Source organism: Collinsella sp. SGI.095 (assembly GCF_050314535.1).
Classification (GTDB): Bacteria; Actinomycetota; Coriobacteriia; order Coriobacteriales; family Coriobacteriaceae; genus Collinsella.
Map to the genome: position 1 here is coordinate 78,608 of NZ_JBNPNG010000006.1, position 22,451 is coordinate 101,058.

16 protein-coding genes and 3 tRNA genes are annotated in these 22,451 nt (G+C 60.6%); 11 read left to right on the forward strand and 8 right to left on the reverse strand.

The window, feature by feature from the left end:
- Positions 1-12: 12 nt before the first annotated feature.
- Genes sufB through sufU form a run of 4 tightly spaced genes read left to right on the forward strand, consistent with a single transcriptional unit; the run spans position 13 to position 4,553 of the window.
- Positions 13-1,425 (forward strand): Fe-S cluster assembly protein SufB, encoded by a 1,413-nt coding sequence (gene sufB / locus ACQRCA_RS03985; protein WP_022094821.1) that lies wholly within the window; start codon positions 13-15, stop codon positions 1,423-1,425.
- Positions 1,425-2,804: a SufB/SufD family protein gene (locus ACQRCA_RS03990; protein WP_427718802.1), complete on the forward strand. Its 1,380-nt coding sequence runs from the start codon at positions 1,425-1,427 to the stop codon at positions 2,802-2,804. The genes sufB and ACQRCA_RS03990 overlap by 1 nt, the downstream gene beginning before the upstream one ends.
- The gene (locus ACQRCA_RS03995) at positions 2,801-4,126 is read left to right on the forward strand and encodes an aminotransferase class V-fold PLP-dependent enzyme (protein ID WP_427718804.1); all 1,326 of its coding nucleotides are present in this window, start codon (positions 2,801-2,803) and stop codon (positions 4,124-4,126) included. The genes ACQRCA_RS03990 and ACQRCA_RS03995 overlap by 4 nt, the downstream gene beginning before the upstream one ends.
- Positions 4,119-4,553: a Fe-S cluster assembly sulfur transfer protein SufU gene (gene sufU / locus ACQRCA_RS04000; RefSeq protein ID WP_427718807.1), complete on the forward strand. Its 435-nt coding sequence runs from the start codon at positions 4,119-4,121 to the stop codon at positions 4,551-4,553. The genes ACQRCA_RS03995 and sufU overlap by 8 nt, the downstream gene beginning before the upstream one ends.
- A 633-nt stretch (positions 4,554-5,186) precedes the next feature.
- Here the strand turns inward: sufU and ACQRCA_RS04005 are convergent.
- The gene (locus tag ACQRCA_RS04005; protein WP_427718809.1) at positions 5,187-5,999 is read right to left on the reverse strand and encodes a transposase; all 813 of its coding nucleotides are present in this window, start codon (positions 5,997-5,999) and stop codon (positions 5,187-5,189) included.
- 403 nt (positions 6,000-6,402) lie between these two features.
- Between ACQRCA_RS04005 and ACQRCA_RS04010 the strand changes: the two genes are divergently transcribed.
- The 4 genes from ACQRCA_RS04010 (at position 6,403) to ACQRCA_RS04025 (ending at position 10,483) form a co-directional block, all read left to right on the forward strand.
- Positions 6,403-7,137, forward strand: a complete 735-nt coding sequence (locus tag ACQRCA_RS04010) for an iron-sulfur cluster assembly scaffold protein (RefSeq protein ID WP_006235554.1) — start codon at positions 6,403-6,405, stop codon at positions 7,135-7,137.
- Positions 7,138-7,155: 18 nt separating this feature from the next.
- Entirely contained in the window at positions 7,156-8,160 is a 1,005-nt protein-coding gene (locus ACQRCA_RS04015) for a GGGtGRT protein (protein ID WP_154518278.1), read from the forward strand.
- A gap of 491 nt (positions 8,161-8,651) precedes the next feature.
- A complete protein-coding gene (locus tag ACQRCA_RS04020; protein ID WP_427718812.1) occupies positions 8,652-10,178 on the forward strand; it encodes an FAD-dependent oxidoreductase in 1,527 nt (508 codons plus the stop codon).
- Between the two features lie 161 nt (positions 10,179-10,339).
- Complete coding sequence (locus ACQRCA_RS04025) at positions 10,340-10,483, forward strand: hypothetical protein (protein ID WP_427718814.1); 144 nt, start codon at positions 10,340-10,342, stop codon at positions 10,481-10,483.
- Positions 10,484-11,177: 694 nt separating this feature from the next.
- On the opposite strand, the gene ACQRCA_RS04030 is transcribed toward ACQRCA_RS04025, so the two are convergent.
- From ACQRCA_RS04030 to ACQRCA_RS04040, 3 genes are all read right to left on the reverse strand, one after another.
- Positions 11,178-11,253: transfer RNA gene (locus tag ACQRCA_RS04030), tRNA-Lys, on the reverse strand.
- 43 nt (positions 11,254-11,296) lie between these two features.
- Positions 11,297-11,372, reverse strand: a tRNA-Lys gene (locus ACQRCA_RS04035).
- A 22-nt stretch (positions 11,373-11,394) separates the two neighbouring features.
- A tRNA-His gene (locus ACQRCA_RS04040) sits at positions 11,395-11,471 on the reverse strand.
- Between the two features lie 165 nt (positions 11,472-11,636).
- Between ACQRCA_RS04040 and ACQRCA_RS04045 the strand changes: the two genes are divergently transcribed.
- Together ACQRCA_RS04045 and ACQRCA_RS04050 are read left to right on the forward strand one after the other, a co-directional pair.
- A complete protein-coding gene (locus tag ACQRCA_RS04045; protein WP_427718816.1) occupies positions 11,637-12,818 on the forward strand; it encodes a pyridoxal phosphate-dependent aminotransferase in 1,182 nt (393 codons plus the stop codon).
- Between the two features lie 140 nt (positions 12,819-12,958).
- Entirely contained in the window at positions 12,959-13,849 is an 891-nt protein-coding gene (locus ACQRCA_RS04050) for an ROK family protein (RefSeq protein ID WP_427718817.1), read from the forward strand.
- 113 nt (positions 13,850-13,962) lie between these two features.
- Here the strand turns inward: ACQRCA_RS04050 and ACQRCA_RS04055 are convergent, their stop codons facing one another.
- The 4 genes from ACQRCA_RS04055 to argS form a co-directional block, all read right to left on the reverse strand.
- Positions 13,963-14,412 (reverse strand): VanZ family protein, encoded by a 450-nt coding sequence (locus tag ACQRCA_RS04055; RefSeq protein ID WP_427718820.1) that lies wholly within the window; start codon positions 14,410-14,412, stop codon positions 13,963-13,965.
- A 6-nt stretch (positions 14,413-14,418) separates the two neighbouring features.
- Positions 14,419-15,867 (reverse strand): hypothetical protein, encoded by a 1,449-nt coding sequence (locus ACQRCA_RS04060; protein ID WP_427718823.1) that lies wholly within the window; start codon positions 15,865-15,867, stop codon positions 14,419-14,421.
- A gap of 312 nt (positions 15,868-16,179) precedes the next feature.
- Positions 16,180-18,558 carry a transcription termination factor Rho gene (gene rho, locus ACQRCA_RS04065; RefSeq protein ID WP_427718825.1) on the reverse strand — a complete coding sequence of 793 codons (2,379 nt, stop codon included), beginning with the start codon at positions 18,556-18,558 and terminating at the stop codon, positions 16,180-16,182.
- Positions 18,559-19,538: 980 nt separating this feature from the next.
- On the reverse strand, positions 19,539-21,392 hold the full coding sequence (gene argS, locus ACQRCA_RS04070; RefSeq protein WP_427718827.1) for an arginine--tRNA ligase: 1,854 nt from the start codon (positions 21,390-21,392) through the stop codon (positions 19,539-19,541).
- A 342-nt stretch (positions 21,393-21,734) separates the two neighbouring features.
- Between argS and ACQRCA_RS04075 the strand changes: the two genes are divergently transcribed.
- Positions 21,735-22,220, forward strand: coding sequence for a CarD family transcriptional regulator (locus ACQRCA_RS04075; protein WP_154518254.1), 486 nt, complete (start codon positions 21,735-21,737; stop codon positions 22,218-22,220).
- Positions 22,221-22,451 lie beyond the last annotated feature (231 nt).

Consider the following 22,451-nt stretch of genomic DNA (forward strand, 5'->3'; position numbering starts at 1 on the left):
AGGGGCGACGCAATGACCAAGAACCGCACCGAGGTCGCGGACATCGACCGCAGCCTCTACGACTTCACCTATGGCGAGGAGGGATTCGAGCGCCTCGACGCCGGCATCACGCCCGACATCGTGCGCGAGATCAGCGCCAAGAAGGACGAGCCGCAGTGGATGCTCGACCTGCGCCTCAAGTCCCTCGAGATCTTCAACCGTTTTCCCGACCCGACGTGGGGCCCCTCCATCGAGGGCCTGGACATGGACAACATCGTCACCTACGTCAAGCCCAACACCGACCAAAAGCACGACTGGGAGTCGGTGCCCGACGACATCAAGAACACCTTTGAGCGCCTGGGCATCCCCGAGGCCGAGCGCAGCTACCTGGCGGGCGTCGGCGCGCAGTACGACTCCGAGCTCGTCTACCACAACATGCAGGACACCGCGTCCAAGATGGGCATCGTCTACTCCGGCATCGAGGAGGCCCTGCACGACCCGCAGTGGGAACCGCTCATCCACGAGAAGTTTATGACGCTCATCCCGCCCACCGACCACAAGTTTGCGGCCCTGCATGGCGCCGTATGGTCGGGCGGCTCGTTTGTCTACGTGCCCAAGGGCACCAAGCTCGATTTTCCGCTGCAGAGCTACTTCCGCCTCAACGCCAAGGGCGCCGGCCAGTTTGAGCACACGCTCATCATCGTCGAGGACGACGCCGACCTGCACTTCATTGAAGGTTGCTCCGCACCCAAGTACAACGTGGCCAACCTCCACGCCGGCGCTGTGGAGCTCTTTGTGGGCAAGCGCGCGCACCTGCGCTATTCGACCATCGAGAACTGGTCCAAGAACATGTACAACCTCAACACCAAGCGTGCGCGCGTGGACGAGGACGGCGACATCGAGTGGATCAGCGGCTCCTTCGGCAGCCACGTGGGCTACCTCTACCCTATGAGCGTGCTCAACGGCCGCCGCGCCCGCTCGAGCTTTACCGGCATCACCTTTGCCGGCGCCGGTCAGAACCTCGATACCGGCTGCAAAGTCGTGCTCAACGCGCCCGAGACCTCGGCAACCGTCGAGACCAAGGGCATCTCCAAGAGCGGCGGCATCCAGACCTTCCGCAGCTCCATCGTGGCCACGCCTAAGGCCGAGGGTTCCAAGGCAACCGTGAGCTGCCAGTCGCTCATGCTCGACGACCAAAGCCGCTCCGACACCATCCCCGCCATGGACATCCGCGCCAAGAACGTCGACATCGGCCACGAGGCCACCATCGGTCGCATCGGCGACGACAAGGTGTTCTATCTGATGAGCCGCGGCATCTCGGAGGAAGAGGCCCGCACCATGATCGTCAACGGCTTTGCCAACCCGGTCTCCAAGGAGCTGCCGCTGGAGTACGCCGTCGAAATGAACAACCTGATCAAGCTCGAGATGGAAGGAGCGATCGGATAATGAATCAGACCACCAACACGCCGAACGCATTTACGTCATCCGAGCTTCTGCAGTGCGACGTATCGGGAGCGACGAGCCCGACGACGCGTACTAAAGGTACGCGAGGAGGGTCGGAGCCCCGAGACGGCGTGCTGCAGGAGATCGGGGGCGTCAACGCGATGCCGGCCGCCACTTGGGGCTGGCTCAAGATGAACCAGACCAAGCTCGAGCTTTCGGACGAACTTGCCGCCGCTCCCGCCGAGGCCGTTGAGGTCGAGGGGCTGGACGAGCAGATCCATGGCGCGGCCGACGCCTTCGACGCCGCCATGGACGCCATGGCCGAGCGCTTCCCCGAGCGCCGCGCCTCAGCCCCCGGCGACGCCGCCGACCGCGCCCGCATCACACCCGAGACCGAGCTCGACGTGCCCGCCACTTCCGTCTACCAGGCCGGCGCCATCAAGCTCGAGGAGGAGCTCTCCCCCGCCGAGGCCTTCGAGACCGGCATGGGCGAGGCCGCCTACACCTATCTGGCCGACCATGCCACCAAGCGCATCGTCATCGACGTGCCCGCCTACGGCCGTGCCACGGTCACCGTGCGCGTGAGCGGCGTCGATGCCGCGGCTGCCATCGCCGCCATCGATGTCGTCGCCCGCCCGCAGGCAACGCTCGACCTGCAGATCGCCCTGGACTCCCCCGTTACCGGCGAGGGCGTCGTGGGCTCCGTGCTGCGTGTGTGTGCCCACGAGTACGCCACCGTCAACGTTGCCTGTACGCAGACGCTCGACGACAGCTGGATCGCACTCGACGACACCGGCCTGTTCCTGGACGAGGGCGCGCGCGTCAACGTGCAGCACACCGTACTGGGTGCCGGCGCCAGCGCCACCGGCCTTGCCGGCGACCTGCTAGGCGACACCGCCAAGGTTACGATCGATACCGATTACCTGGGCGCCCGCCAGCAGGTGCGCGACTTTAACTACGAGCTTCGTCACCGCGGCCGCAAGACCGAGTGCGAAATCGATGCCAACGGCGTGCTGACCGGCACGTCCAAGAAGGTCTACCGCGGCACTATCGATCTCGTGCACGGCTGCAAGGGTGCCGTCGGCACCGAGCGCGAGACGGTGCTCTTGGCCAACAAGGGCGTCGACAACAAGACCGTTCCCGTCATCCTCTGCGACGAGGACGACGTCGCCGGCAACCACGGCGCCACCATCGGCCACGTCCGCGACGAGCAGCTGTTCTACCTCGCCTGCCGCGGCCTTGACCAAAATGCCGCCGAGGACCTGTTCATCCGTGCCAAGCTGGAGGACGCCGCACTTTCCGCGACCGACGAGCGCACCCGCGGCGCCGTCGTCCGCCTGGGCAACAACCTGATCGATAACTTTGAGGAGGAGCTCGCATGATCGACACCGAGCACGTTAAATGCGATACCTGTACTGCCCCCGAGCCCATGGAGTTCGACGCCAGCGATGAGGCCTCGCGCGGCTGGCCTACCGTAGACATCGAGACCAACCCCTACAAGGCGCAGTTCCCGCTGTTCCAACAACACCCCGAGATCGCCTTCCTCGATAGCGCCGCCACCGCGCAGCGCCCCGCCTGTGTGCTCGACGCCGAGCGTGACTTCTACCAGCGTATGAACGCCAACCCCCTGCGCGGCCTGTACTCGCTGTCCGTCGAGGCCACCGAGGCCATCGCGAAGGTGCGTCAGCAGATCGCCGACCTCATCGGCGCCTCCCAGGCTAATGAGATCGTCTTCACCCGCAACACGAGCGAGTCGCTCAACCTGGTCGCCAAGAGCTTTGCGCCCACGGTGCTCGAACCCGGCGACGAGGTCGTCATCACCATCATGGAGCACCACTCCAACCTGATTCCGTGGCAGCAGGTCTGCCGCGAGACCGGCGCCAAGCTCGTCTACCTCTACCCCACCAAGACCGGTCAGCTCACGACCGAGGAAGTGCTTGCCAAGGTTGGCCCCAAGACCAAGATTCTGGCCGTGGGTCAGATCTCTAACGTGCTGGGCGTCGAGAACCCGGTCAAGAATCTCGGCAAGCTCGTGCACAAGTACGGCGGCTATCTGGTCGTCGACGGCGCGCAGTCGCTGCCGCACATGCCGGTCGATGTGGCCGATCTGGGAGCCGACTTCTTTGCCTTTAGCGCGCACAAGGCCATGGGCCCCATGGGCATCGGCGTGCTGTGGGGCAAGATGGATCTGCTCAACGCCATGCCGCCCATGCTTACCGGTGGCGAGATGATCGATTCGGTCACCGAGCAGGACGCCATCTGGGCGCCCGTCCCCGAGAAGTTCGAGGCCGGCACGCAGGACGCCGCCGGCATCTTCGCCACGGGCGCGGCGCTTGATTACCTCGTCAACACAGTGGGCTACGAAAACATCCAGGCCCGCGAGCAGGCACTTGTCCACTACCTGATGGGCGAGCTCATGCAGCTCGACTTTGTCCAGATCATCGGCTCCATCTATTGGGACAACCACCACGGGGTCGTGAGCTTTAACGTCAAGGGCATCCACCCTCACGACGTCGCGAGCATCATGGACATGGACGGCGTCTGCATCCGTGCCGGCCACCACTGCGCGCAGCCGCTGCTCACCTGGCTGGGCGTCGAGAACCTTGCCTGCTGCCGCGCCAGCGTGGCCTTCTACAACGACAAGGCCGATATCGATAAGTTCATCGCCGGCCTGTATCACGTTTGGAGCACGTTCAATGGGTAATCTGTACACCTCCACCACGTTTATGGAGCACAACTCGCACCCCGACTACAAGTACGAGATGGATGCCCCCACGCACGAACACGACGGCATCAACCCCAGCTGCGGCGATGAGCTCACCCTGCAGCTGCGTGTCGAGAACGATGTGATCGAGGAGGCCTCGTTTACCGGGCACGGCTGCGCCATCAGCCAGGCCAGCGCCGACATCATGGCCGACCTCATCACGGGCGAAACGGTCGAGGAGGCTCGTCGTCTGGCAGGGCTTTTCCTCGCCATGATCCGTGGCGAGGAGCTCTCCGAGGAAGACTTGGAAGACTTGGACGAGGCTGCTCAGCTCCAGGACATCTCACACATGCCCGCCCGCGTCAAATGCGCCGAGCTCGCCTGGCGCACCCTCGACGGCATGCTCGAGGGTCAGGCTAACCAGTAACGGATGCCCCGAATCCAAGGTTTTTGATTGCCGAGCCGCCCGATACGGGCGGCTCGGCTTTTTCATAACGAGCGCACGCGCAGCCACGCTTCCGGCGCCCAATCTGCCATTTATCGCACGGCCAACCGCAAGCACAAGCGTTTTTCACAGTACCAAAGGCTTGCCACAGGGCCACGGGGCACGCCGAGCAAAGCGCCAGGCACCGTCCTACTAGGCTCCGGCTCGCCTCCTGCCTGCCGCAGACGGGTCCCATAGGGTGCGGCGTGCATTTTTGCGAGTATTCAGCACGCCAAGCTATGTGCATACAAATCACGAGCATAAATTAGCGCCTTCGGGCGCGTATATATTGCGTTTTAGAACAGGCATTACGGTCTACGGGGACGCAAACGCGTGCTTCGGGGCGTATTGGCAGACAAATAATTGTCTCGGGGCCCGCAAGTTGCAAGGTTATAGCAGTTCCGACAGCACTACGATGCTGAAAACTCCGCTTTTTGCACGGCGTGGACGGGGGTAGGCACGGGCAAAACCGGACTGAGCTATTGTTTTATGCAAGACGGCAATCATTCTATGCATATTTAGAAGTGTAGTTAACGTCCAAGCATTTAGAATGATGGTCCCAGTGGGCAGACAGCCCTATCCCAGGCTGTCATCAGTCCGCACCGCCGTTCGAGCACGGGCGCGCACAATACGAGAAGCGGTACTTTTGCTTATCCCCGTATACCGCTCAATCTGGCGCACCGTAAAACCAGCATCGTGCAAGCCAAGAATAACGATATTGCGCTGCGCCGGCGGCGCCGCCTTAACCCCCTGGAGCGCAACCCCGCATCCCTTCGCCAACTCGTCGGCAAAGGCGCGCCGCTCCAACTCCATCTCTACCAAATCGCGCATCGCCGGATCGCCGCCGTCGGGCGTCGAAAGCGAATAGGCAATAAAGGCTTTGGCAGAACCAAAAAGCTCAAGTACGCAAGAAGGATCGGAAAATCCCCTCCTAGCATCTGCCTCGTCACCGTCGTAAACACGCAGATGCTCCGCAAAGCTGCTCCAGGGATAACGCTCAATTAGGTTGATGCCCGCATCCTGCGGATCGGCGTGAACGGAGCGAACAGCCTCCATCACCTGCCGGTCGGTATCGAGCGAACAGCGCTCAAAACGTTCCCGGAACAGGCAGCCCGATCGCCCAGTACGCCTATTGAACCGACGAGCATACGTCAACAGCAACCGTTGCATAGCTGCACTCATATTGTCCTCATAATCCAAAAGTACCAGATCCACATGGTCGCCCATGAGGCACCACGCCACAATCGTTACCTGGGCATCGCGGCAGCAGTCGCGCATCAGCTCCAAAAACTCCCACCGGTCCTCGTCGCTCTCAAAGATCAGCTGACTGCCCATACCGCGGGCACAGACATGGTAAAAACCGGTGATCGTTTTCCAAACACGCTGCATGGCGCTCCCTTCGCCGGGATCTGCTTACCGTCCAATACATCACGATTGAAACGTGCCATCAAAACATTCACGCAAAATGGCACCCGTCGACGGTAAAAGGCGGCAAACCGACGGCGAATGGCATCATAACCACAGGCTAGACACCGCAACAGGGGCAAGAACTAACCAATAACTTGACCAGAACTGACCCCCTAAAACGTATCGCATAACCGCAACCAAGCTTGTTAAATCGTTTCAATTGAAAGTTCCGCGCTTCTCGTTACGAAAACTGCGCCGTTCGCCGAATATTCCGTGCATTTCGCGGTATTATAGGGGTTGCATGTCATGTCCCTTTCGAAGGGTCGCCCGGCAATCACCAGCCACGACCTCCAGACGGGACGCCAACACGATAGAGAGGAGAGGCATGCAGTACTCACAGGAAGTGGAGAACATGTGCCCCGTTGCCAAGGGTGCATACCACGGCCCCGCACCCATCCCCGAGGAGGGCAAGTGGGTCCAGGCTAAGGAGATTTCCGACATCTCCGGTCTTACGCACGGTGTGGGTTGGTGCGCACCTCAGCAGGGTGCCTGCAAGCTCACGCTGAACGTCAAGGACGGCATCATCGAGGAGGCCCTCGTTGAGACCATCGGCTGCTCGGGCATGACCCACTCTGCTGCCATGGCTTCCGAGATCCTTCCCGGCAAGACCATCCTCGAGGCCCTCAACACCGACCTCGTCTGCGACGCCATCAACGTTGCTATGCGCGAGATCTTCCTGCAGATCGTTTACGGCCGCAGCCAGACCGCGTTCTCCGAGGGCGGCCTGCCCGTGGGCGCCTCCCTCGACGACCTCGGCAAGGGCCTTCGCTCTCAGGTCGGCACCATGTTCGGCACCAAGGCCAAGGGCGCTCGTTACCTCGAGCTCGCTCAGGGCTACGTCACCCGCATGGCTCTCAACGACAAGAACGAGATTATCGCGTTCGAGTTCCTGAACCTCGGCAAGTTCACCGACGCCGTCAAGGCCGGCAAGACCCCCGAGGAGGCCATCGCTGGCGCTATGGGCCACTATGGTCAGTGGGAGAACGCTGCCAAGTACATCGACCCGCGCACCGACGAGGAGACTCACTCCGTCGCCAGCGTGTTCCCGGTTCACGAGTAGAAAGGGAGGGAAATAACTATGACTGTTACGTTCGAAGGTTACGAGCGCCGCGCTGACAAGATCAACAAGTGCCTCGCCGACAACGGCATCGCCTCCCTCGAGGAAGCTCTGCAGATCTGCACCGACAAGGGCTTCAACCCGCGTGAGATCGTCAACAACACCCAGTCCATCGCCTTCCAGAACGCCGAGTGGGCCTACACCCTCGGCTGCGCTCTCGCTGTCAAGCGTGGCGCCAAGAACGCTTCTGAGGCTGCCGCCATCATCGGCGAGGGCATCCAGGCCTTCACCGTTCCCGGCTCCGTCGCCGAGGACCGCAAGGTCGGTCTGGGCCACGGCAACCTGGGCGCTATGCTGCTCTCCGACGACACCGAGTGCTTCGCCTTCCTGGCCGGCCACGAGTCCTTCGCTGCCGCTGAGGGCGCTATCGGCCTGGCTCTGAACGCCAACAAGGCTCGTAAGAAGCCGCTGCGCGTTATCCTCAACGGTCTGGGCAAGGACGCCGCCCAGATCATCGCCCGCATCAACGGCTTCACCTACGTGAAGACCCAGTTCGACTACTACACGGGCGAGCTCAAGGTCGTCGAGACCATCCCCTACTCCGATGGTCCCCGTGCTGCCGTTAACTGCTACGGCTCCGACGACGTCCGTGAGGGCGTTGCCATCATGTGGCACGAGAACGTCGACATCTCGATCACCGGTAACTCCACCAACCCCACGCGCTTCCAGCACCCCGTCGCTGGCACCTACAAGAAGGAGCGCATCGAGGCTGGCAAGAAGTACTTCTCCGTCGCTTCTGGTGGCGGCACTGGCCGTACCCTGCACCCGGACAACATGGGCGCCGGCCCTGCCTCCTACGGCATGACCGACACCATGGGCCGTATGCACTCCGACGCCCAGTTCGCCGGTTCTTCCTCCGTGCCTGCGCACGTCGACATGATGGGTCTCATCGGCATGGGCAACAACCCCATGGTCGGTGCCACCGTCGCCTGCGCTGTCGCCGTCGAGGAGGCCCTCAAGGCCTAATCGCGCCCGCGCGATGCTCATATAGTTGAGCTTCGGAGCCGCTATCCACCCGGGTAGCGGCTCTTTTTTATTCCAAAACAGCCAATCGCTTTGGATTGCTCCACGAAAACGGCCCATCTACTACGTTTAACCCGCGCAGGTCGACCATAGCTGGGTTTTTTGAAAATCAATAAGCCGTCTACCTGCGGTTTTAATTTTGTAATTCTCGGTATGGTTGGGGGTGACCGCTCAAACGTAGTAGATAGGCCCATTTCGTGGCGAGCGGATCGACCCGAGGCGCAGGACAGCTCGTAAAGCCCCGTCTCAAATTGACTACTCCAAAATAAATGTCCGATATATCAGTTGCAGCGAAATACGAGATGCCCGGAGACGAAGCCAGCGAATGCGTATAACGTCCACCTGCCATATTCGCCCTTTACCGAATAGCGCGGCCTTTGCATCGCATTAGTCGATCACCCATGCGAAAATGCGCCGGACGAGAAAGGAATCCGATGGAATCGACTGATGTACTGGTAATAGGATCTGGCATTGCGGGCCTTTGTGCCGCCATAGAAGCGGCGCGCGCGGGCACGACCGTTGCCGTCGCAAGCGCCGGCAAGACCATGAGCGGATCGAGCTTTTTCCCGGGCACCTGGGGCCTAGGTCTCATCGGTCCCGTTAACGAAGACGACGAACAGGATCTCATCGACACCATCCAAGCCGTCGGCGGCGGTGTCGCCGACCCTACGCTCGTCCAGACGTTCGTCCACGGCATTCCCCAGGCCATCCAATGGCTCGAGCAGGATCTAGGTGTTGAGCTCCATCGTCCGCAAAGCGCCGAGAGCGCCCAGCAAAAGCAATTTATCCCCTGCTTTGACCATAAGACACGAAATTGGCGCGGCCTCACCCGCAAGCCCCTTGAGGACGCGTGTACGGCCCAGATCAAGTCTCTCGGCATTCGCCTGTTCCCCCGCCACGAGCTTATCGACCTTGTTGAGGACACAACCGGAAAGATTATCGGCGCCGTACTCTACGACCGCACAAACGAGCATCTCGTGCCTATGGCAGCCAAGGCCACCATCATCGCTGCGGGCGGCACGGGTGGCCTGTTCGAGCGCAGTCTCACTTCCGCCGACGTGCTCAGCTCCTCGCAGTCCATCGCGCTGGCACACGGCGCAACGCTCACTAATATAGAGTTCATGCAGATGATGCCGGGCTTCATCGAGCCCAAGCGCAACCTTGTCTTTAACGAGAAGACCTGGCGCTACGTACATGTAGACCAGCCGGTCGATATCGCCGACGACAAGCTGGACGATCTACTTGAGCAACGCTCCGGATATGGTCCCTTCACTTCGCGCTTGGCCTCCCGCGCCATCGATCTTGCCATCGATCAAGCGGGTGCTGAAGGTCTGGCGCTCCACTACGATTTCCCCCGCGAGAACGTCCCCGAGTTTGTGCAGACCTTTGCCACCTGGCTACAAGACGAGCACGGCATCGCGCCGACCGACGAGATGCGTGTGGCGATGTATGCCCACGCCGCCAATGGCGGCATCAAAATCGACAAGACCGCGTACACGGGCGTTGAGGGCCTCTATGCCTGCGGCGAGGCGACAGGCGGCATGCACGGTGCCGATCGCATTGGTGGTCTGTCAAGCGCCAACGGCATCGTGTTTGGGCGCATCGCGGGCGCCTCGGCAGCCCAAGCAGCACAGAATGCACCTGAGGTGGCCCCAAAGGCGGATGTCGCCCTCCCCCAGCATGGCATTGCCACAACAGACGCCGAGCGCCTGACCCGTAGCCTCAAGCACACGATGAGCACCTACTGCATGATCAACCGCACCGAGGGGGGCCTATCCAAGGCACTACACGAGCTTGAGGGCTTGAAGACGGAGGCAACGACCTTGAGCACGCAGAAAGCCCAGGACAGCGAAATCGCAGCCCTCGCCCGCCTGCAATCGCAGATTCAGCTGGCAGCGGAAATGGTCAAAGCCATGCGCAAACGGACCGAAAGCCTCGGATCGCACTATCGAGCGGACTAAACTGGACACTCATCTAAAGCAGAACACAACTAATCGATATCTATGGGCCCCGTGAGCTCGAGGTGGCACGGGGTCCATTCGTGTCCGCACGGCAGCGTATCCTTATTCTGAATACAGAGCAGGCAAAGCCCGCACAGACAATAGACCAGCGGGGAGGAGATATGGACAGTCGTGATATCGAGAAGTGGCGTGTCAAACTTGATAGCTACGCCAATGTGGAAGACGGCGTTGAGTATCGGCTCGCACGCGATTTAATGGAACCCATGGGGTACACTCGATGGGAGAACTTCGCCGAAGTTGTTTAGAGGGCAAAAGTCTCGTGCGAAACAAACAAAACTCCAGTTGATTCCCATTTTCGTGATACCACGAAAATGGTAACAGCCGGTGTCGCCGCTCGCGCGGTTAAAGACTACAAACTTACTCGCTATGCATGCTATTTAATCGCACAGAACGGAGATTCAAACAAGCCAGAGATCGCGCTCGCCCAGGCATACTTTGCCGTGCAGACGCGCCGCCAAGAGCTCATAGAACAGCGCTTCGCAGAGATTCAGCGCTTGCAGGCGCGCCACTCGCTATCCGATTCAGAGAAACAGCTCTCGAGTATTGCGTTCAAACGCGGCGTTGACTCCAAAGGATTCGCGATCATCAAGTCGAAGGGCGATGAAGCGTTATTCGGCGGCAGAAGCACGGCGGAAATGAAGCAGCAGCTCGGCGTACCCAAGAGGGCAGGCTCGACTTGTAAAGCGTCTGTGCCCTTTCGGGTTCGACCCCATGCAAGGTCAACAAAAAAGCGACTAGCCGAAGCCAGTCGCTTTAACATGCTTTGGTGGGCCGTCAGGGGGTCAGCCTGCTGCGCAGGCGGCCGCTGCGGCGCTTCGCGCCTTGCGCGCTGCGCTGGCAAACGCTTACGCGTTTCCTCAGCTCCGCGCCCTTTCGGGTTCGACCCATGTATGGTTAACAAAAAAGCGACCAGCCTATGCCAGTCGCTTTAACGTTCTTTGGTGGGCCGTCAGGGGGTCGAACCCTGGACCTTGGGATTAAGAGTCCCCTGCTCTACCAACTGAGCTAACGACCCAAAGCTAAAGTCCGTAGTGGCGGACTTTAGAGGAGATATCGTGTGGTGGGCCGTCAGGGGGTCGAACCCTGGACCTTGGGATTAAGAGTCCCCTGCTCTACCAACTGAGCTAACGACCCGATATCAACACGAAGCAAGAACTGGGGTGGGTAAAGGGACTCGAACCCTCGACCTACGGGACCACAACCCGTCGCTCTAGCCAACTGAGCTACACCCACCGTGTCCTGTGCGCTTCGCGCTCGACTATTATTGCAAGGAACGCCACGCGACGCAAGCCCCAATTTTCAAGAATTTTGAAAAGAGTTTTTCTGATCCATTTCGAGCAAATCCCACCGGTTCCACAGGAGTAAACTTGCCCCACCCCGATGTTCGAAAGGACAAGCATGAAAGAACTCTCCAATCGCACGGCAACGTTTACCGATTCGGTCATCCGCCGCATGACGCGCATCTCCGATATGTACGGTGCCGTCAACCTCTCGCAGGGCTTCCCCGACTTTGATCCCCCAGCGCAGCTGCTCAAGAGCCTGGGCACCATCGCCACTGATCCCAAACCGCTCTACCACCAGTACTCCATCACCTGGGGCTCCCAGGCCATGCGCGAGGCGCTTGCCGCCAAACAGGAGCACTTTATGGGCATACCGATCGACCCCAACCAGAACATCGTGGTCACTTGCGGCTCCACCGAGGCCATGATGGCTGCCATGATGACGGTCACCAACCCCGGCGACAAGGTCGTCATCTTCTCGCCGTTCTACGAGAACTACGGCGCCGACACGATCCTTTCGGGTGCCGAGCCCATCTACGTGCCGCTCAACCCGCCCACATTCGACTTTGACCGCGAGACACTCGAGGCGGCCTTCCGCGACAACGACCCCAAGGCCATCGTCCTATGCAACCCTTCCAATCCCTGCGGTAAGGTCTTTACGCGCGAAGAGCTCACCTTTATCGCCGATCTCTGCAAAAAGTACGACGCCTACTGCATCACCGACGAGGTATACGAGCACATCGTCTACGCGCCCCACGAGCACGTCTATATGGCCACGCTGCCCGGCATGTTCGAGCGCACCATCAGCTGCAGTTCGCTATCCAAGACGTACTCCATCACCGGCTGGCGTCTGGGCTACACCATCGCCCCGGCCCAGATTACCGAGCGCATCAAGAAGGTCCACGACTTCCTCACTGTGGGTGCCGCCGCTCCCCTGCAGGAAGCCGTCGTCACCGCCCTCAACTTCGACGACAGCTATTACCAGGAGGTCCTCGATCTCTACACAGCCAAGCGCGATCTGTTCTGTCAGGGGCTCGATAGCATTGGTCTTGAGCATAACGTGCCGCAGGGCGCCTACTACGTCATGATGGACATCTCTGAGTTTGGCTATGACAGCGACCTCGACTTCTGCGAGGACCTCGCGTCTAAGGTGGGCGTGGGCGCCGTGCCCGGCTCGAGCTTCTTCCGTGAGCCCGTCAACCATCTGATTCGCCTCCACTTTGCCAAGCGAGACGAGACGATTAACGCGGCGCTGGAGAACCTCAAGTCGCTACGCGATAAAATCAAGCCGCGCGGGTAAGGACGGCCCGGCAACTAAAGCACCCAAAGAAGCCCCGCACCGCACGCGCGTTGTGGGGCTTCTTTTTATAGCGCTTTCTTAATTTGTTTAAAGCGCTATACTTTAGTCACGGAGCAACTCGTCCCAGGGGGAGGAATACTATGGCAGAGCAGCAGCTTATCGGAGCGCTCGAGGCCGGCGGCACCAAGATGATCTGCGCCACGGGCTATGCAGACGGTACGGTTCTGGAGCGTGAGCAGATCGCAACCACGACCCCGCAGGAGACCGTTGAGGCCGTCAACGCATGGTTTGCAAACAAGGGCATCGCCGCGCTGGGCATCGGCGCCTTTGGCCCCACCGCAGTCAACCCTGCCTCGCCCCAATACGGCAAGATTTTGGAGACGCCCAAGACGGCATGGCGCTACTTTGACCTGCTGGGCACCATCCAAAACGAGCTCAATATTCCCTGTGGCTACGACACCGACGTCAACGTCGCCTGTCTGGGCGAGGTCACCTTTGGTTGCGCCCAGGGCCTCACCGACGTGGTGTATCTGACCATCGGCACCGGTGTGGGCGCCGGCGTGCTCTCGGGCGGCCAGCTCGTTCATGGCATGATGCATCCCGAGGCAGGCCACATCCTGGTCACGCGCGATCCGCGCGACACCATCGGCGAGCACAGCGGCTGTCCTTTCCACGACAACTGCCTCGAGGGCCTCATCGCTGGCCCCGGCATTAAAAAGCGCTGGGATGGCAAAAGCGCCGGAGACATAGCCGATGACCCGGAGGCCATGGACCTGCTCGCAGGCTACCTGGCACAGGCGCTCATGACCTACACGCTGTGCTATGCGCCGCAAAAGATCATCATCGGCGGCGGCGTGGCCGACCACACCCCCATCGTGCCGCTCGCCCGCAAAAAGTGCGCCGAGATGCTCAACGGCTATATCGTCACGCCCGAGGTCAATGACATCGATACCTACATTGTCAACAACAGCCTCGATGGTAAGCAGGGCATCATGGGCTGTCTGGCCCTTGGCGCACAGGCGCTCCAGTAAAGGGTGCACCAACGACACACGGTATTACCGGGCCCGTATAACGCGCAGACAACGCTATCGCGCCCTGCAGGGCCCCCAAACGCACAAGGCCGCCTAGGACCAAGCAAAACGTCCTAGGCGGCCTTTCTGGTGCATACAAGCGATCGGAGGAGATATCGGAGCACGACGCCGGTAGCCGCTCCGCAGCAGTCAATCATCACGTCGGTGATCATACCGGCGCGCCCCGGCACAAATAACTGAATCATCTCGTCGATTGAGGGGACCAGCAACAGAAAAACCACCGTGGGAAGCAGTCTGTCAAAAGTGCGTCGACCCTCGATATCAAAGGCATGTGTCACCAAAACACCGAGCACCATATACTCGGTAAAGTGTGCGCACTTGCGGACGACAAAGTTGGTTACCCATTCATACGGCAGGCTCAAGCTATGCAAAAACCCGCGGACGTCCTCCATGATCGCCAAGCTCAGTGAGCCGGACCCCGTGCCGGGAACCAGTGAATTGCCCCAGATCAGCAACACCATGACGCAGGCCGCAACCGCCCACTTACGATCGATCTTAATCATGCAGAACTAGGCCTCGGCACGAAGCGGCGTAAAACTGGCGGTACCGCCCTCGATAACACTCAAATAGGCACGGCCCGTACGCTTGGCGGTAGAGGACTGCAGGCGCTCGATCTCTTCCTCAAGGATCTGATTGACACGCTCATGGCGACGGTTTTCCATAACGCCGGCGGCGATAGCCTCGGCGCGCTCGATACTCTCGCGCGAGATACGCGCGGTATCCTCGGGAAACACGGAGCTGTGGCGGCCGACATAGACGGGAGCAACAGACACAGGTGAGGCCGCAGGGTAGGGCATCGGCGCGGGGGCGGGCTCGGCGACCTCGGCCATGATCGCCATAGCGGCGGCCCACATGTCCTCGTGGCCCGAATAATCGGCCATGGGGATATCTTCCTCGAGGGAGGCATCGGGGAGACTGTCGGTATCCACGCGATTCTGGGCATCGATAGAGGCAGTGATGGCGGCGGGCTCGTCCAAATCGGTGAGATCCACACCCTTGGCATCGGAAATGATGGGCATGCTGGCGAGCTTGGCGTTGTACGGCACCGCCTCCGCGGCCTGCATTTGGGCCGAAGCACCCCAAAGCGAGCTTTCGGCAGCACGACGAGCGGCGATGGTCTCCTCATCAACAACCAGGGGCTCATCGGCAAAGGGGTCGGCGACAGGAGCCGGCTGAGCCGCGCCCTGCTGGCCGGTCGAAGCGGCCGCCGCGGCAGAGTCGTACGCAGCCGAAGAAGCACCGTTATAGGCGGCATTGTTGGCAGCGTTGGCCACAAGCGCCACGAAAGCTGCAGTGCTGCCCGCAGGAGCGGCATGAGAGCCCGAAACGGCACGTGCGGCAGCAGCGATGTCGTCGCGGTTATAGGAGCCAGTCTTTTCACCGTTTGTGAGCTCGTCAATTGCGACCTGGTAGACATCGCGCGAGCGAGCGGGATCGCAGCTAACCGGCGAATCGTCGTCGAGCATGCTATCGATCATAGCCCAGGCATCGGCCTCGTCCATGGCATTGGCGGCACGGGCGATGGTCGGAACGCCATCATCGGCGTGGCGGCGCTGAAACGCGCCGGTCAGACCGGAGAGAAGCGAAGAGGATTGACCCTGCTCGTCCAAAGTGACAGGAGCAGCAGCCCGGGGAGCAGCCTCCTCCTGCTGCGCGGGAATAGAGGCGGTCTTGAACTCGTTGTAGGTCCGACTAAACTGAGCGGCGCCGCCCACGGCATCGGGCTCAAACAGGCGGCCATCGTGCTCCGCACGATACTCAGAGATACCCAGCGAGGCAGCATAGATACCCACGCCGGCCACTGCGCCCACGGCAAAGGGAACAGCACCCGCGACGACCGTCTCGTTGATTGACGAAAACGGCAGTGTAGCGGCATACACGACCACGGGTGCGGCAAGGCCGATCCCGCAGGAAAGTCCGGCAAGGACTGCTCGTTGTGTTGCATCAGAAGAAGCCATGAGCTCTCCCCATCTTCCAGCACCCAAATCGCATCATTCAGTTGGCTGCGCGAGAGGAGATGAAGCGGGGCTATGCCCCAAAGCAACGGTATAAGGTTCGTTTCATCTGCGTTTTCCGTCGCGAAGCTTAACTGCTATTATGCGAAACCCCCTTGGGGATTGCAAGCGACGAAGCGGAATTGAAACGGGAAAATCGCTGCTTGCCGGTCGTGAGGTCAATAATCGTTGGCGAGCGGCTATACGAAAAGGGCCAGGATCTAAACCCCGGCCCTTCTGGCATGTCTATGGTTGCTGTCGCGTGCAGCGGACGGACTAGAACATCTGCTCGTAGTCGCTGTGCTTTTTTGCCGAACGCACCAGGAACTCCTGGTTGGTATTGGTGCCCTTAAGGCCCTTGATAAACGACGCGGCCGCGCGCTCGGTGTTATTCATGCCGGCGAGGATGCGACGCAGGCCAAAGACAAACGGGCGCATTTGCTCGTCGACCAACAGGTCCTCGTTGCGCGTACCGGAGGCAACGGGGTCGATGGCCGGGAAGATGCGGCGGTCGGCCAGATCGCGATCGAGCTTGAGCTCCATGTTGCCGGTGCCCTTGAACTCCTCAAAGATGACCTCGTCCATCTTGGAGCCGGTATCGATAAGGGCGGAAGCAAGGATGGTGAGTGAGCCGCCGTTTTCGATATTGCGGGCAGCACCCAGGAAGCGTTTAGGCGGATACAGGGCCGCCGAATCGACGCCGCCCGAAAGGATGCGGCCCGAGGCGGGCGCCGCCAGGTTGTACGCACGGGCAAGACGCGTAATGGAGTCGAGCACCACCACGACGTCGCCGCCCAGCTCCACGATGCGCTTGGCGCGCTCGATGACGAGCTCGGCCACGCGGGTATGGTTGTCGGCGGGCATATCGAAGGTCGAGGCCACGACCTCGCCCTCAATGGAGCGCTGCATATCGGTGACCTCTTCGGGGCGCTCGTCGACGAGCAGGCAGATGAGGTGCACCTCGGGGTTGTTGATCGAGATAGACTGGCAGATCTTCTTGAGAATCGTGGTCTTACCGGCCTTGGGCGGTGACACGATCAGGCCACGCTGGCCCTTGCCGATCGGCGACACGATATCGATGGCGCGACCGGTAATGGAATCCTTGCCATGCTCCATGCGCAGCGGCTCATTGGGGTAGACCGGCGTGAGATCGCCGAACTTGGGGCGGTTACGGGCCTGCTCAGGATCAAGACCGTTGACGGTCGTAATTTTGGCGAGACCGGCACGCTTGTCGCCGCCGCGCGAGGGACGAAGCGAGCCCTCGATCACGTCGCCCGTGCGCAGACGCGCGGAGCGGATGAGGTAGGCGGGCACGAAGGCGTCGTCATTGGACTTCATGTAGCCGTGGGCATGGATGATGCCGGAGCTGTCCGGGCGAATCTGCAGGATGCCCTTAATATCGCGGAAGCCCTCGGCCTTCGCGGCTGTGGTGTAGATCTCTTCGACGAGCTCGGCCTTCTTCTTGCCGGTCGTCTCGATCTCGAACTCCTTGGCCTTCTCGCGCAGCTCGGCGACCTTCATGGCCGCGAGCTCCTCGCGCGAAAGCGTTGGCTCGGTCGGAGCTGCGTTGCGCTCCTTGTTGCGCTGTTTGCGGTCGCGCTGACGGCTGCGGCGGTCGTTGTTACGATCATCCTTGCGCTCGCTGCGCTCATCGTTGCGCTTGTGCTGACGGCGGTTGGGGCGGGAACCCTCTTCGGCCTCAGCGCTCTCGACGGCAGGCGTCGTGGGCGCATCGGCGGTCGCCGGGGTCTCGCCGTCCGACTTAGCGTCGGACTCGGGCTGTTGCTCAGCATCCCCCTGCTGTTCGGCAGACTTGGTCTTGGAAGATTTCTTGCGCGTGCGCTTGGGCTTCTCGCCTGCCGACCGATCGGTGCCCTCCGTCTCGGGAGTCGTGTCGACACTCGCCTCGGTAGACTCAGCTACCGCAGATTCGGCGCCGGACTTCGCCTCTGCCTTAGCTGGGCGTTTGGCTGCGGTGTGACGGCTGCGCCCGGGACGAACGTCGGCAGACTCGGCAGCGGCAGAAACAGCGACCTCAGGAACATCAGCACCCTCGGCCGAAACCACGACAGCCGTTGTAGGCTCGACGAACGCCGGGGCATCTTGGACAGAAGCCGCGGCAGCGGCCGCCTTCTCCGCCTCGACAAATGCCTTGGGCTTGCGGCCGCGGCGATGCGGGCGCAAAGCAGGATCGACGACAAATGCACCGCCGGCCTCGGCAGGCACGACAGCCTCAGCAGAGGAAGCGTCCTCCCCCGCCGCAGAGCGAACCGGGGTCTCGGCGGCATCGGACGAAACCTGCTCGGCAGCCTGCTGGACCTTGGCCGCCGTGCGACGGCGCGTGCGCGGAGCCGGCTTTTCTGCTACCTGCTCGGGAGCCGGAGCCGAAGGCTCCTCGGGGGCGGACGAAGCCGCGAGTTCGGTCAGAGCCGCGGCATCGCGCTCGGCGGCACGACGGCGAGCACGAACAACCTGGGCTTCGCTGATCTGCGCAAGCGCGCGGGCCTGCGCAACCTCATCTGAAAGCGGCGCCGAAACCTCGGCGGAAACCGGACGCTTGGCACGCGTCGTGCGCGTGGTGCGGCGTTTGGGCTTTGCAGCCTCATCGCCATCCGCAGCGGGCTTGGCCACACGACGCGTGCGCTTGGGCTTCACGGGCGCAGCCTCCTCCCCGGTAGCAGGCGCGACGGGAACAGGGTTCTCACTCGAAGCCGAGGCAGCGTTCTGGTGTGTCTCGGGGACCGACGCCTGCGACGGTACGGGTTTCGCGATCTGGTCCAACGCAACCGGTGCAGTGGGAGTGGTTTGTGCCGTGCTTATTTCATTTTCTTGCTGTTGATCAGACACAGTGTTTGCTCAACTTTCTTTTAAAGCCCTGTGATCACATGCTCCCTGCATAAACCTTCAGGGCGGCTAAACAGTCTAGCTCCGTTCAAAACACAACGGGCATCATTGATCTGTATCGAGATGATTACGTCAAATACGCAGCGTTAGTGTAACACAACCGCCACCACCTGCAACTTAGTCATTGGACGTTCTTATACAACTGGTCAAAAGGGACACTCTCCCTCAAAAGCGCTTCCTCTGTCTCACCAGAGGAGTGAAGCCGTGGCATCCGGAATAGCCGCGCCACGAAACGCGCCTATCTACTACGTTTGACCCGCGACCCCTGACCATCCCCTCGATCTTCCTAAAATCGCAAGCCCGCTACCTGCGGTTTTAATATCGTACTTTTCGGCATGGTTCGGGGTATGCGACTAAACGTAGTAGATAAGCCCGATTCGTGGCGGACGGTTTCGCACCGCTCTCCCACCGGACAAAAATGATCCGTTTTCCTCCGTCCCCAAGGGGTCGTTTTCAAAACGATCGCGGATTACGGTGCAAGAACGGCGTAAGCCAACCATACCCTGCATTTTTAATATTTGGCAAGCCGTCTACCTGCGATTTTATTTTCGCTGCTGTTGCTATGGTCGCCAGGCAGCGATTCAGCCCCGTAAACCGGTATAGTTGCGTTTTTGTAGCATTTTCCAACACGCCAAAAAGCCCCGCCAAACGCAAAAAGCCCGACCTCCGCATGGAGATCGGGCTTATAGGGCTCAGCAAAGCCAAACCTACACGGTCAAACGACCCGTAGATTACATCTGCTCGGGTGCGGAAACGCCAACGAGGGTGAGCACCAGGGCGAGCGTCACGCGGACGGCGTCACAAGCGGCCAGACGGGCGCGCGAAAGCTCGGGGTCGACGGGACGGCCCTCGCTCGGAAGCACCTGGCAGGCAGCATAGAAGCTGTGGAAGTCGCCGGCGAGCTCCTCGGCAAAGTGCGTCAGACGGAACGGGGCGCGGTCGCGAGCGCAGCTGGCGATGAGGTCGGTGAGCTCGTTGAGCTTACGCGAAAGGGCAAGCTCGGTGGGGTCGGTCAGCAGCGAGTAGTCGACGTTCTCACCGATGGCCTTGGCGGCGACGGCCTTCATGCCCATCTCGTCAGCCTGCTCGGGCGTAACGTCAGCGGCACGGCGCAGAATGGAGCACACACGAGCGTGAGCGTACTGCACGTAGTAGACCGGATTGGAGTTATCGCGCTTCTTAACGGCCTCGATGTCGAAGTCGACCATCTGGTTGGAGCTCTTGGAGATGAGCGTGTAACGGGCGGCGTCGGAGCCGACCTCGTCAACAAGCTCCTGCAGGGTCACCATGGTGCCCTTGCGCTTGGACATACGGACGGGCTTGCCGTTGCGCAGCAGGTTGACGAGCTGGCCCAGCAGAACCTCGAACTTGCCGGGATAGCCAAGAGCGTCGCAGACGCAGCGGACGCGGTCGATGTAGCCATGGTGGTCGGCGCCCCAGATGTCGATGACGTGGTCGACGCGCTGGAACTTGTCCCAGTGATAGGCAACGTCGGAGGCGAAGTAGGTGTACTCGCCGTCGGACTTGATCAGGACGCGGTCCTTGTCGTCGCCCAGGTCGGTGGAGCGGAACCACAGAGCGCCGTCCTTGGTGTAGAGGTAGCCCATCTTGTCGAGCTTCTCGAAAGCGCGGTCGACAGCGGAGGTGCCGGCGGTCTCGCCCTCGGTGTCCTTCACGTACAGCGAGCGCTCGGAGAACCAACGATCGAAATCGCAGTTGACGGCGTGGCAGAGATTACGCATGTTGTCGACCATCTTTACGTAGCCGCGCTCGCGGAAGCTCTCCATACGCTCCTGCGGATCGGCGTCGACCCACTTGTCACCGTCGGTGCGCCAGAACTCGGCGGCCTCGTCGATGATGTAGTCGCCGCCGTAGGAATCCTTGCCCAGAGTCTCGGCAAAGTTGTCCTGATACGGATGGGTCTCGGGATGCTCGTCGTTCTCGTCGGCAACAAAGGCATCGCGGTCGGCAATCAGCAGCTTGTGAGCCTCGTCGATATCCACGCCCTGCTTGGCGATGATGTCGGCAAGCTGCATATAGCGTGTGCTGATGGAGTTGCCGAAGGTGTTCATCTGAGAGCCGTGGTCGTTGATATAGAACTCACGCTGGATATCGTAACCGGCATGGTCCATAACACGGCAGAGGGAGTCGCCCAGAGCGGCCCAACGGCCATGGCCAATATGCATGGGGCCGACGGGATTGGCGGAGACAAACTCGATCTGGGTCTTCAGGCCGCCGCCGACGTTGGACTTAGCGAAGTCCATACCCTTCTCGCGAGCCTCGCCGAAGATGGCGTTCTTGACGGCGACGGAGAGGTAGAAGTTGATGAAGCCAGGGCCGGCGATCTCGACCTTCTCGATCGCGGGATCCTCGGGCATATGGGCAACGACGGCCTCGGCGATCTTGCGCGGGGCGCAGTGAGCCAGCTTGGCGGACTTCAGGGCCATGGTGGAGGTCCACTCGCCATGAGAAGTGTCAGCCGGTCGCTCGATAGCGCAATCGTCAAGTTCAAATGCGGAAAGGTCGCCGGCCTCCTGGGCCGCAGCAAGCGCAGCGCGTACCAGCTCTTCAATCTTCTCGGGCATAGATCCTCCTTGTGTTAAAGCCCCCGAGCTCTTGGTCACTCGTAGGGCAAAAGCCAGAGTTTGCAGCACTCTATCACAAGCGGTAACTACTGTCGCAGGGTAAAGTCAATCGATATTGCATATGCACATAATTGACCACAGTTGTCGCAAGGCCATTCAAAGATGGCGGTCTGCCTGCTGGTTGTGCACCCGCCGAAAATGCATAAACATCTGCATGGGCAGCTCAGAATATCGAATACTCTTACCTATCGGATTTGTGTGCTTTTCCTGCATAAAGTAAGGGTTTGCGCACGTCAGCGTGGTATTCTAGACATACGTAAATTCGTATAAGTTGGAGGTAGCATGTTCTCAATCGGTCAACACGTCATTCATCCGGGTCAGGGAGTCTGCACCGTCGTCGGTTTTAGGGAAGACACACCGCAGCCCATGCTGTTGCTCGAGACCAAGCAGGGACATGCGCAGACGATCCTCATGTACCCCGTGGCGCAGGCCGACCGTCTGCATGCCGCCATCTCCCAGCAAGATGCCGAGCACCTACTGAGCCATTACGACGAGCTGGAGTGCGACACCTTTACCGAGCGCAACAGCTCGCTCGAGGAGACGCACTTTAAGCAGCAGCTCAAGCTGGGTGCGCCCGAGACGGTCCGCGTGGCAAAAACAATGATGCACCGTATTCGCCAGGCCGAGGAAGCAGATAAAAAACCCAGCTCTTATTACATGCGCGTACTCAAGGAAGCCAAGCGCCGCTCCATCGAGGAGATTGCCGTGGCCCTGGGCGTCACCGAGGAAGACGCCGAAGCCCGCCTAGCCCAAGCCGCCCTCAACTAACCTGCCAAAAAGGGACAGGTTTATTTTGGCAGGTTTTATCTGGCCAAACGTCAACAAACAATTGGTAAATGGTCGGGTGCTCCGTTTTGTTTGTAAGCCCCGGCCATTTTTCTATCGCCGCGAAAATGCGTGAAGCCCATTTGTGATGACATCACGCGAGGGCCGTCCAGATCGACGCAACCAACGCCCGTATCCGCAACAAGCGCACCCGTCTTGCTCAATTACCATTAA

What these genes read in the sequence shown, in the direction of transcription:
- ACQRCA_RS03995 (WP_427718804.1), top strand. Translation starts at nt 2,801, where the DNA reads ATGATCGACACCGAGCACGTTAAATGCGATACCTGTACTGCCCCCGAG.
- sufB (WP_022094821.1), top strand. Translation starts at nt 13, where the DNA reads ATGACCAAGAACCGCACCGAGGTCGCGGACATCGACCGCAGCCTCTAC.
- ACQRCA_RS03990 (WP_427718802.1), top strand. Translation starts at nt 1,425, where the DNA reads ATGAATCAGACCACCAACACGCCGAACGCATTTACGTCATCCGAGCTT.
- ACQRCA_RS04015 (WP_154518278.1), top strand. Translation starts at nt 7,156, where the DNA reads ATGACTGTTACGTTCGAAGGTTACGAGCGCCGCGCTGACAAGATCAAC.
- ACQRCA_RS04020 (WP_427718812.1), top strand. Translation starts at nt 8,652, where the DNA reads ATGGAATCGACTGATGTACTGGTAATAGGATCTGGCATTGCGGGCCTT.
- ACQRCA_RS04060 (WP_427718823.1), bottom strand. Translation starts at nt 15,867, where the DNA reads ATGGCTTCTTCTGATGCAACACAACGAGCAGTCCTTGCCGGACTTTCC.
- ACQRCA_RS04010 (WP_006235554.1), top strand. Translation starts at nt 6,403, where the DNA reads ATGCAGTACTCACAGGAAGTGGAGAACATGTGCCCCGTTGCCAAGGGT.
- ACQRCA_RS04050 (WP_427718817.1), top strand. Translation starts at nt 12,959, where the DNA reads ATGGCAGAGCAGCAGCTTATCGGAGCGCTCGAGGCCGGCGGCACCAAG.
- ACQRCA_RS04025 (WP_427718814.1), top strand. Translation starts at nt 10,340, where the DNA reads ATGGACAGTCGTGATATCGAGAAGTGGCGTGTCAAACTTGATAGCTAC.
- sufU (WP_427718807.1), top strand. Translation starts at nt 4,119, where the DNA reads ATGGGTAATCTGTACACCTCCACCACGTTTATGGAGCACAACTCGCAC.
- ACQRCA_RS04075 (WP_154518254.1), top strand. Translation starts at nt 21,735, where the DNA reads ATGTTCTCAATCGGTCAACACGTCATTCATCCGGGTCAGGGAGTCTGC.
- ACQRCA_RS04005 (WP_427718809.1), bottom strand. Translation starts at nt 5,999, where the DNA reads ATGCAGCGTGTTTGGAAAACGATCACCGGTTTTTACCATGTCTGTGCC.
- argS (WP_427718827.1), bottom strand. Translation starts at nt 21,392, where the DNA reads ATGCCCGAGAAGATTGAAGAGCTGGTACGCGCTGCGCTTGCTGCGGCC.
- ACQRCA_RS04055 (WP_427718820.1), bottom strand. Translation starts at nt 14,412, where the DNA reads ATGATTAAGATCGATCGTAAGTGGGCGGTTGCGGCCTGCGTCATGGTG.
- ACQRCA_RS04045 (WP_427718816.1), top strand. Translation starts at nt 11,637, where the DNA reads ATGAAAGAACTCTCCAATCGCACGGCAACGTTTACCGATTCGGTCATC.